This window comes from Cellulomonas sp. P5_C5, from assembly GCF_054049655.1.
Genome location: NZ_JBFULY010000053.1, coordinates 1 through 9,072, shown reverse-complemented (window position 1 = coordinate 9,072; position 9,072 = coordinate 1). Strand labels below are relative to the sequence as shown.

Here is a 9,072-nt window from a genome sequence, read left to right as displayed (position 1 = left end):
CGTCGACGCTGCCGACGTGCCGCACCGGCCGGGCGCGCCCGACGACGTGGAGGCCGGCCGACACCGGGCGCAGCGTCGGCGGGGCACACCGGACGGCGACGCCGAGCCGCAGGCAGGCGTCGGCCACGTGCGCGGTGGTCAGGTCCTCGAACAGGGCCGGTGCGTCCATGTGGGCATCTTCGCCGGTCAGACGAGCGTCTGCTCGACGATGAGCGCCACGCCGAGCCCGGTCATCACGGCCGCCGACGTGCGTGACACGATCCGGGCGGCCGCCGGACGGGCGGACAGCACGCGCTGCGCGGCCATGGCCACGGTGAGGTAGACGACGGCGCAGGTGGCCAGGTGGACCAGGCCGAGCAGCAGGATCTGCGCCCAGACCGGCCACGGGGCGGACGCCGACGTGAACTGCGGCAGCAGCGCGAGGATCAGCAGCAGCACCTTCGGGTTGAGGCCGCTGACCCCGAACCCCTTCCACAGCCATCGCGCCCGCGACGACTCCGCGACCTCGGCGACGTCCGGCGCTGTGGCCGGCCGCGTGAACGTGGTGAACCCCAGCCACAGCAGGTAGGCGCCGCCGACGAGGGTCAGCCCGCCGAGCAGGCCGGGCGCGCCGGCGAGCAGCGCCCCGACGCCTGCGGCCACCAGCAGCGTCGCCATCAGGTGCCCGGCGAGCATCCCGCCGACCGCGGGGAGGGCGACGCGTCCGCGCAGGCCGGCCGTGATCGCGTACGCCCAGTCGGAGCCGGGCGCGACCACGAACACGACGGACACCGCCCAGAACCCCAGCACGTCGGAAATGCTCATGCGGGGAGGCTATGGCGGAATCGGCGGAAGGTGGTTCCGACTTCTTCGCGACCCGACGGTGTTCGTGGAAGGATCTGTCGCATGGACGCGATCGACCGACAGATCCTTGCCGAGCTCCAGCGCGACGGCCGCCAGACGCTCACCGACCTGGCGGAACGCGTCCAGCTCAGCGTCTCCCCGTGCCACCGCCGGGTTCGGGCGCTGGAGCAGGCTGGTGTCATCAGCGGCTACCACGCGCGGCTGAACCCCGGAGCCCTCGGCCTGACGTTCGAGGCGCTGATCTTCGTCACGATGCGCGAGGCGACCCGCACCTCCATCGAGACGTTCGAGACCGCCGTGGCCGAGATCCCGAACGTCCTGCTGGCTCAGCGCCTGTTCGGGGACCCTGACTACCTGCTCCGCGTCGTCACCCGGGACCTGAGCGACTACCAGCGGCTCTACGACGAGCAGCTCTCCGGGCTGCCGGGGGTCCAGCGGGTCAGCTCGACGCTCGTCATGCGCTCCGTCGTCGAGGACAGGCCGTTGCCCCTCTAGAGCCCGACCATCGCCATCCCGTTGTCGTCGTAGCGGTTCCCCGCCACGCCCACGGTCGATGCCAGGCCGTCGAGCTCGGCGCGCTCGTCGGCGGACAGGGCCACGGCGGTCGCGCCGGCGTTCTCGCGGACGCGCTCGATCCGACGGGTCCCGGGGATCGGCACGATCCAGGGCTGCTGCGCGAGCAGCCAGGCGAGCGCGATCTGGCCGGGGCTCGCGCCGCGGCTGTCGGCGAGGGCGCGCACGCGCTCGACCAGGGCGGTGTTGGCGTCGCGGTTCTCCGCGGTGAAGCGCGGCACGCGGTTGCGGATGTCGCCCTCGGCGAAGGTGGTCGACGAGTCGACCGTCCCCGTGAGGAACCCCTTGCCCAGCGGGCTGAACGGCACGAACCCGATGCCCAGCTCGGCGAGCGTCGGCAGCACCTCGGCCTCGGGGTCGCGGGTCCACAGCGAGTACTCGGACTGCACGGCCGTCACCGGGTGCACGGCGTGGGCGCGCCGGATCGTCGCGGCCGCCGCCTCGGAGAGCCCGAAGTGCCGCACCTTGCCGGCGGCGACCAGCTCACCGACCGTCCCGGCGACGTCCTCGATGGGCACCGCCGGGTCGACGCGGTGCTGGTAGAAGAGGTCGATCACGTCGGTGCCCAGCCGTCGCAGGGACGCGTCGGCCACCCGACGGATCTGCTCGGGGCGGCTGTCGGTGCCGTGCATCTTGCCGTCGACGATGTTCCAGCCGAACTTCGTCGCGATGACCACCCGGTCGCGCACGGGTGCCAGCGCCTCGCCGACGAGCTCCTCGTTCACGTACGGGCCGTACACCTCGGCGGTGTCGACGAGGGTGACCCCGAGGTCGACCGCGCCGCGCAGGACGGCGATCATGTCGTCGCGCGAGCCCGGGTTGGGGCCGTAGCTCATCGACATGCCCATGGCGCCGAGGCCGACGGCCGAGACCTCGAGCCCTTGTCCGAGGGTGCGTGTGTGCATGGGAGTGCCTCTCAGGGTGTGGGGACGGGCGTGGTCGCCGCCCAGCTGGCCAGCACCTGCAACGCGTCCGCGGACGGTGTCCCCGGTGCGGCGGTGTAGACGAGCATCGACAGGCCGGGTGCCTGGGCGATGGGGAGCATGTCGTACATGAGGTCGAGGCGACCGACGACGGGGTGGTTGATCTGCTTGGCGCCGCCGCGGTGCTGGTGGACGTCGTGCCGGGCCCACCGGGTGCGGAACTCCTCGCTGCGTGTGGACAGCTCGCCGACGAGGTCGTGCAGGTCCGGGTCGTTCGGAGATCTGCCCGCGACGGTGCGCAGCACGCCGACGGTGTCGTTGGCGGCCTTGTTCCAGTCGACCCAGAAGTCGTGCGCGGCGGGGTCGAGGAACGCGAACCGCGCGTGGTTGGCGGGCCGCCCCTCGCGCGCGGACGGGCCGGTGAACAGCGGCGCGTAGAGGGCGCGGCCGAGGGCGTTCGTCGCCAGGATGTCGAGCCGGTCGTTGCGGACCGCGGCCGGCGCACCGGTCATGGCGTCGAGCATCACCTGCACGCTGACCGGCACCGACGGCGCCGGCCGCCGACGAGCACGCGCCGGGCGGGAGCCCGCGGCGCGGGCCAGGTCGACCAGGTGCTGGCGCTCGGCCTCGTCGAGCTGCAGCGCGCCGGCGATCGCCTCGAGGATCGAGTCGGACGCGCCCGCGAGGTTCCCGCGCTCGAGCCGCACGTAGTAGTCGGCCGAGACGCCCGCGAGCATCGCGACCTCCTCGCGACGCAGCCCCGGCACCCGCCGGTTCGCGCCGTACGCGGTCAGGCCCGCCTGCGCCGGCGTGAGCTTCGCCCGGCGTGAGGCGAGGAAGTCCCGTACCTCGTCGCGGTTGTCCATGCCGTCGACCGTACGACCGCTCCCGCTGGCATGGGAGGTCCTGCCAGTACCTGTGACGGGAGGGACTCCCTCGATCCGCGGGTGCAGGGTTGCATCGAGGAGCTTCCGGGTCATGGACGCCCGTGAGGCGCTCAAGGTCGTGGTCGCGCCCTGACGCGACACCATCGACAACCGAAGGAGAAGCACCATGGAGCTCGTCACCGCACCCCCGACCACCAAGGCACCCGCGGTCTGGTTCACCGGGGACGTCTGGTTCGACGTCGTCGCGGCGCCGCCGCCCCCGGCGCGCCTGCGGGTCAACCTGGTCCGGTTCGCCCCCGGCGCCCGCACGTTCTGGCACGCGCACGCCGTCGGCCAGTCGCTGCGCGTCACCCAGGGCGTCGCCCGGGTGGGTACCCGGGACGGCGTCGTCGTGGAGGTCCGCCCCGGGCAGACCCTGTGGTGCCCGCCGGGGGAGGAGCACTGGCACGGTGCGGGCCCCGATGGTTTCGTGGAGCACCTGGCGATGTGGGAGACCACCGACGCCCGCGACGGGTCCGAGACGACCTGGGGCGAGGCGGTCTCGGACGAGGAGGCCGACCGATGAGCGCGTGGACCAGCGACGCCCTGGGCAGGATCGGCACCGCCGACGAGCTGCGCGTCTCGTCGTACCGGCCCGACGGCACCCTGCGGCCCTTCGTCATCATCTGGGTGGTGCGCGTCGGCGACGACGTCTACATCCGCTCCGCGTACGGCCCGGGCAACGGCTGGTTCCGCCGCGCCCAGGCCTCGGGCACCGGCCGGATCACCGTCTCCGGGCTCGAGCAGGACGTCGCCTTCGTCGCCCCGGACCCGGACGCGCACGCGGCGATCGACGCCGCGTACCACGCCAAGTACGACCGGTACGGGCCGGCGATCGTGAACACCGTCGTCGGGCCCGAGGCCGCCGCTGTGACTCTCCGACTCGTCCCCCAGGCCTGAGGCAAGCGCCCTGGGCAGGTCTGTCATGGGAAACCTGGACAAGCGTCACATTCAGGACGAGACGGAACTTTCCGGACACTCCGGTCGGGTGGGAGTGTCCGACCATGACACAGGGGCCGATCGAGATCATTCCAGGGAACACCTACAAGGTTCGGGGGACCTTCGAGGCGAACGTCGAGTTCGTCGGGGACGAGCCCGAGCCGCCCGAGGAAGGCTTCGTCCTCGGGCGCACCGAACCCACGAAGGAGGGGCAATACACCCCGTCGGCCGTCACCGGACCCCGGGTCCCCGAGACCTCGCTGGTGAACTACGCCGGCAGCTTCGAGAACCTCTCCGACGGTGACGTCGTCGACCGGCTGATCATCACCGGGCAGTTCAACCCGGACGCCACCGACTGGATCCTGCGGGACAGCATCGTCGAGGGCGGCGTCCCGCCCGGCGGCGAGACCGACCCGATCAAGCGCAACGCGATCTGGCCGCTCTTCGACATCCGCGACGGCGCGGTGCAGGCCGGCCGGATCGAGCACAGCGAGGCTCGCCCGACGTACCAGTCGCACGAGATCTACGGGTTCAAGGGTGGCAACTGCACCCTGTACCGCTGCCTCATCCGGGGCGTCACCGACGGTGCCCAGCCGCACGGGTCGGGCTCGAACCCGGCCAAGAAGGTCGCCATCCTCGGCACGCTGATCGAGGACCTCGTGACGTTCGACGACCCGAACCAGTCGGACGGCATCACCCACAACGACGGGTCGCAGGCATCGGGTGCCCTCGACTCGTACGTGCTGTTCGGCAGCTCCCTCAAGGGCGGGCGGACGTCGGCGCAGCTGATCCAGCAGCAGTCGGGCACCTACGGCGACATCCTCATCGGCTTCAACTGGCTGTACGGCAACCCCGACACCGGCTCGACCCTGAACACCTCGCAGAACGGCAAGGGCGTCATCGCTGCGAGCGGCCTGTTCCTCGTCGTCGGCAACCGGATCTCCAAGGCCGGCAACACCCCGCACGTGCTCATCTCGGAGTCGACGCTGGAGTCCCCGACGTTCTTCTGGCGCAACAACACCTACATCGAGGACGGCAGCGAGGTCGTCCCGACGAAGGGGTCCGACTGACCATCCGCTGACGTACAGGAGCCCCTGCCTCGGCGGGGGCTCCTGCATGTGCGGGGTCAGCTGCGTCCCTTCCCGGCCGTCGAGAACGGCATGACCGTCACGGCGTCCACGGCGGCGCCACGGGACGCCGCGCCCGTGTCGGGAGGCGGTGGCACGATCGCCGGATGACGGAGTCCCGGCACCTGAGCGTGTTCATCGACCGCCCCCTGTCCGAGGTGTACGCGTTCGCCTCGGACCCGCAGAACCTGCCGCGGTGGGCCGCCGGCCTCGGCAGCGCGGTCGAGCGCGACGGCGACGGCTGGTTCGTCKAGACCTCGCAGGGCCGGGTGGGGCTGACGTTCGCCCCGCAGAACGAGTACGGCGTCCTGGACCACGTGGTGCGGACGCCCTCGGGGGACACCGTGTACGTGCCGCTGCGCGCGACCGCTGACGGCGACGGCTGCGAGGTGGTGTTCACGCTGCGCCGCGCGCCGGGGATGACGGACGCCGAGCTCGATCGGGACGCGGCCCTCGTGACCGCCGACCTCGCGCTCCTGAAGTCGATCCTCGAAGGCCGGTCGCGGTCGCGGTCGGGTTCCACCTGACGCGCATCTACGCCAAGACCGGCGTCACGTCCCGGCACGGCCTCACCGACCTGGTGCGCACCACGGCCGTGGCCTGAGGTCAGCGGGGCAGGACCGCCGCGATCACGCCCACCTCGAGGAGCGCACCCGGCACCCCCAGCGCGGACACCACGGCCGCGGTGACCAGGGGCGGCGCACCGGGGCCCGCCAGCCGCGGGCCGATCGCGCCGTAGGCCGCCGCGAGGTCCGCGCCCTCCGTGATGAACACCGTCCACTGCACGACGTCGGCGAGCGTGGCCCCGGCGGCCTCGAGCGCCGTGATCACGTTCTCGACCGCGCGGACGGACTGCTCCGCGACGTCGTCCGAGACGACCTTGCCGGTGTCGTCGACCCCGTTCTGACCGCCGACGTAGATGGTCGTCGCGCCCGCCGGCACGACGGCGACATGGCTGAACGCCGGGCTCTGCACGAGACCGGCCGGTTGCAGACGTGTGATCTCCATGGCGGCCACGCTGCCACGGCGTGCCGACAACGGCGTGTCACCGAACGTCGTCGTAGTGACGAGCACGTCCTTGTCGCCCGCCGCCTGGTCCAGGACGCTGCCCGTTCGGGCAAGGTCGCGGCCGGAGCGTTGTCCGCGGTGGGGCGGCTCCCTAAAATGTGGCCTGCGAACACCGCCCACCGCCCGATCGCCAGCCGCGCGCCCGGTGGGTCGCTCGACTCTGCCGTCCACGAGGGGGGCTCGTGGGGCGGACGACGCCGCGGGCCGATCGACGGACCGCACCAGCCGACGCATGCCGCCTCCCGGCTGCGGGCCCCGAAGTCCGAGCACTCTCTGGGTAGGTAGGTCGTCATGCCTGAGTTCCCGACAACCCTCGAGCACGGCAGCGGAGCGACGCTCACGCTGGAGCCCGGTCTCGCCGTCGTCACCGTCAGCCCACCGGACCCGGGGCGTGCCGCCGCCGCCGGCGTCCAGGACCTGGACGAGCTGCTCTCGTCCATCGGGCTGGAGCCGATCGCCGACGACGACGACGCCGCCGCTCCGCCGCCCGTCGGCGGCACACCGCCGCCCGCGGGGGCCGCACCGCCGAGCGCGGACGCGGCGGGCCCGCGACGGCCGATGACCCGCATCAACAACTCGGACACGCTGCGCTGGGTGCGCGTGCCGCAGGACCTGCCGGCCGCGGCGGCGAACGTCGCGGACCAGCTCGGGGACCGCGCCGAGTGGCTCGGTGCCGTGTACCGGTTCCCGGGGGTCGACGGGGCCGAGGGGCTCGTGTGCCCGCTGCCGAACGTCCTGCTCGTCCGACCGGTCGAGGGGGCGGGCGACGGGCTCGCGGCGCGGCTCGCGGAGTACGGGCTCACCGAGGACGAGGCCCGGAGCCAGTACATCGCTCCGTTCCGGTACTTCGTGGTGACGGACCCGCTGGCTCGCACGGCGTACGAGCTGCGCGACGTGCTGCTGGCCGAGGCTGCGGACGTCGTCGAGGACGCACGTCTGGAGACGATGCCGATGCTCATCCCCGCGACGCTCAGCCCGAACGACACGCTCTTCGCCCAGCAGTGGGGCGTCCAGCGGATCGACGGCCCGGCCGCATGGGACATCACCGTCGGCGACGCGGGCACGGTCGTCGCCGTGCTGGACGAGGGCTGCGACCTCACGCACCCTGACCTGCGCTTCAGCGACCCGGGCGTGAACCTGGGCACGATGCGGCCCGACGGCCGCCCCACGGGAAACCACGGGACCCCGTGCGCCGGGATCGCGGCGGCGACGGTCGACAACGGGGCGGGCGTCGCCGGTGTCGCGGGTGCCAGCCAGGTGCTGCCGCTGGCCTTCCAGAACTGGACCGACGTCGAGTGCGCGGCCGGTCTGCGGTACGCCGCCGACCACGGCGCCACGGTCGTCAGCATGAGCTTCGGTGTCTACGGACCGGGCGAAGGCGTCGGGCCGACGGGCTGGGACTTCTCGATCATCGACCCGGCGCTCCAGTACGCGCACGACCGGAACGTCGTCCTGTGCGCCGCGACCGGCAACGAGGACATCGACACCTTCAACCGGTACCCCTCGCGGCACGCGCTCGTCATCGCCTGCGGCGCGTCCAGCGAGGACGACAACCGCAAGTCCAGCGCCAGCCCGGACGGCGAGAACTGGTGGGGCTCCAACTTCGCCCCGGGCGTCTCCGTCGTCGCACCCGGCGTGCACATCCCGACGACCGACCGTCAGGGGTCCGCCGGCTACACGACGGGCGACTACGTGCAGACGTTCAACGGCACCTCGTCGGCCACCCCGCACGTGGCCGGCGTCGTCGCGCTGCTCCGCTCGTTCGACCCGTCGCTGTCAGCGACGGCCGTGCGCGACCTCATCGAGCGCTCCGCCGACAAGGTCGGCACCGTGCCCTACGGCGACGTCGCGAACTTCCCGAACGGCACCCGCAACGACGAGATGGGCTACGGCCGCATCAACGCGGCCAAGGCGCTGCAGCTCGCCGACTCGGCGCAGCAGCTCCGGGCCAAGGACATCGCGCTGGTCCGGCAGAACCCGGGCTGGTCGTCGATCCCGGTCGCCTTCTCGCAGGGTGACGGCACGTGGCAGGTCACCAACGGGTCCGCTCCGACGTTCATCGGCTCCTGGGCGAACACCCCGGGCGTCCGGGTGGTGAGCGGGGACTTCAACGGSAACGGGCTGACCGACGTCGCGCTGGTCCGGCAGACCCCGGGGTGGGGGTCGATCCCGGTGGCGTTCGCKCARGGKGACGGCACGTGGCAGRTSACGAACGGGTCTGCCGCGACGTTCATCGGGTCGTGGGCGAACACCCCGGGGGTGCGSGTSGTGACGGGGGACTTCAACGGGAACGGGTTGACGGACATCGCGTTGGTCCGGCAGAACGCCGGGTGGGGGTCGATCCCGGTGGCGTTCGCACAGGGCGACGGCACGTGGCAGGTGACGAACGGGTCCGCTCCGACGTTCATCGGGTCGTGGGCGAACACCCCGGGGGTGCGGGTGGTGACGGGGGACTTCAACGGGAACGGGYTGACGGACATCGCGCTGGTGCGGCAGAACGCCGGGTGGGCGTCGATCCCGGTGGCCTTTGCGCAGGGYGACGGCACSTGGCAGRTSACSAACGGGTCCGCTCCGACGTTCATCGGGTCGTGGGCGAACACCCCGGGGGTGCGSGTCGTGACGGGCGACTTCAACGGGAACGGGCTGACCGACGTCGCGCTGGTGCGGCAGAAC

Annotated in this window: 10 protein-coding genes; 6 read left to right on the top strand and 4 right to left on the bottom strand. The window is 72.3% G+C overall.

All coding sequences use genetic code 11. The features are described from left to right. Positions 1-186 precede the first annotated feature (186 nt). On the bottom strand, positions 187-804 hold the full coding sequence (locus ACXJKF_RS22140) for a LysE family translocator (RefSeq protein WP_456789900.1): 618 nt from the start codon (positions 802-804) through the stop codon (positions 187-189). An 81-nt stretch (positions 805-885) separates the two neighbouring features. Here ACXJKF_RS22140 and ACXJKF_RS22135 point away from each other — a divergent pair, with 81 nt between their 5' ends. Next, entirely contained in the window at positions 886-1,338 is a 453-nt protein-coding gene (locus tag ACXJKF_RS22135; RefSeq protein WP_456789899.1) for an Lrp/AsnC family transcriptional regulator, read from the top strand. Here ACXJKF_RS22135 and ACXJKF_RS22130 read toward each other — a convergent pair. After that, a complete protein-coding gene (locus ACXJKF_RS22130; RefSeq protein WP_456789898.1) occupies positions 1,335-2,321 on the bottom strand; it encodes an aldo/keto reductase in 987 nt (328 codons plus the stop codon). The genes ACXJKF_RS22135 and ACXJKF_RS22130 overlap by 4 nt on opposite strands. A gap of 11 nt (positions 2,322-2,332) precedes the next feature. Continuing rightward, complete coding sequence (locus ACXJKF_RS22125; RefSeq protein ID WP_456789897.1) at positions 2,333-3,205, bottom strand: helix-turn-helix transcriptional regulator; 873 nt, start codon at positions 3,203-3,205, stop codon at positions 2,333-2,335. Positions 3,206-3,392: 187 nt separating this feature from the next. Here ACXJKF_RS22125 and ACXJKF_RS22120 point away from each other — a divergent pair, with 187 nt between their 5' ends. The 4 genes from ACXJKF_RS22120 to ACXJKF_RS22105 all read left to right on the top strand — a co-directional run bounded on the left by ACXJKF_RS22120 (position 3,393) and on the right by ACXJKF_RS22105 (position 5,858). Continuing rightward, on the top strand, positions 3,393-3,791 hold the full coding sequence (locus ACXJKF_RS22120; protein WP_456789896.1) for a (R)-mandelonitrile lyase: 399 nt from the start codon (positions 3,393-3,395) through the stop codon (positions 3,789-3,791). Next, positions 3,788-4,165 carry a DUF2255 family protein gene (locus ACXJKF_RS22115; protein ID WP_456789895.1) on the top strand — a complete coding sequence of 126 codons (378 nt, stop codon included), beginning with the start codon at positions 3,788-3,790 and terminating at the stop codon, positions 4,163-4,165. Before ACXJKF_RS22120 ends, ACXJKF_RS22115 begins: the two co-directional genes overlap by 4 nt. A gap of 104 nt (positions 4,166-4,269) precedes the next feature. Next, on the top strand, positions 4,270-5,274 hold the full coding sequence (locus ACXJKF_RS22110) for a hypothetical protein (protein WP_456789894.1): 1,005 nt from the start codon (positions 4,270-4,272) through the stop codon (positions 5,272-5,274). A gap of 164 nt (positions 5,275-5,438) precedes the next feature. Beyond that, a complete protein-coding gene (locus tag ACXJKF_RS22105) occupies positions 5,439-5,858 on the top strand; it encodes an SRPBCC family protein (protein ID WP_456789893.1) in 420 nt (139 codons plus the stop codon). A 79-nt stretch (positions 5,859-5,937) separates the two neighbouring features. Here the strand turns inward: ACXJKF_RS22105 and ACXJKF_RS22100 are convergent, their stop codons facing one another. Further along, positions 5,938-6,339 carry a RidA family protein gene (locus ACXJKF_RS22100; RefSeq protein WP_456789892.1) on the bottom strand — a complete coding sequence of 134 codons (402 nt, stop codon included), beginning with the start codon at positions 6,337-6,339 and terminating at the stop codon, positions 5,938-5,940. A gap of 351 nt (positions 6,340-6,690) precedes the next feature. Between ACXJKF_RS22100 and ACXJKF_RS22095 the strand changes: the two genes are divergently transcribed. Further along, the coding region (locus ACXJKF_RS22095; protein WP_456789891.1) for a S8 family serine peptidase at positions 6,691-9,072 on the top strand (2,382 nt) is incomplete at its 3' end.

Bases quoted from the DNA above. Each gene is read 5' to 3' on its own strand.
- ACXJKF_RS22135 (WP_456789899.1), top strand. From the start codon at position 886: ATGGACGCGATCGACCGACAGATCCTTGCCGAGCTCCAGCGCGACGGC.
- ACXJKF_RS22140 (WP_456789900.1), bottom strand. From the start codon at position 804: ATGAGCATTTCCGACGTGCTGGGGTTCTGGGCGGTGTCCGTCGTGTTC.
- ACXJKF_RS22120 (WP_456789896.1), top strand. From the start codon at position 3,393: ATGGAGCTCGTCACCGCACCCCCGACCACCAAGGCACCCGCGGTCTGG.
- ACXJKF_RS22100 (WP_456789892.1), bottom strand. From the start codon at position 6,339: ATGGAGATCACACGTCTGCAACCGGCCGGTCTCGTGCAGAGCCCGGCG.
- ACXJKF_RS22130 (WP_456789898.1), bottom strand. From the start codon at position 2,321: ATGCACACACGCACCCTCGGACAAGGGCTCGAGGTCTCGGCCGTCGGC.
- ACXJKF_RS22125 (WP_456789897.1), bottom strand. From the start codon at position 3,205: ATGGACAACCGCGACGAGGTACGGGACTTCCTCGCCTCACGCCGGGCG.
- ACXJKF_RS22110 (WP_456789894.1), top strand. From the start codon at position 4,270: ATGACACAGGGGCCGATCGAGATCATTCCAGGGAACACCTACAAGGTT.
- ACXJKF_RS22115 (WP_456789895.1), top strand. From the start codon at position 3,788: ATGAGCGCGTGGACCAGCGACGCCCTGGGCAGGATCGGCACCGCCGAC.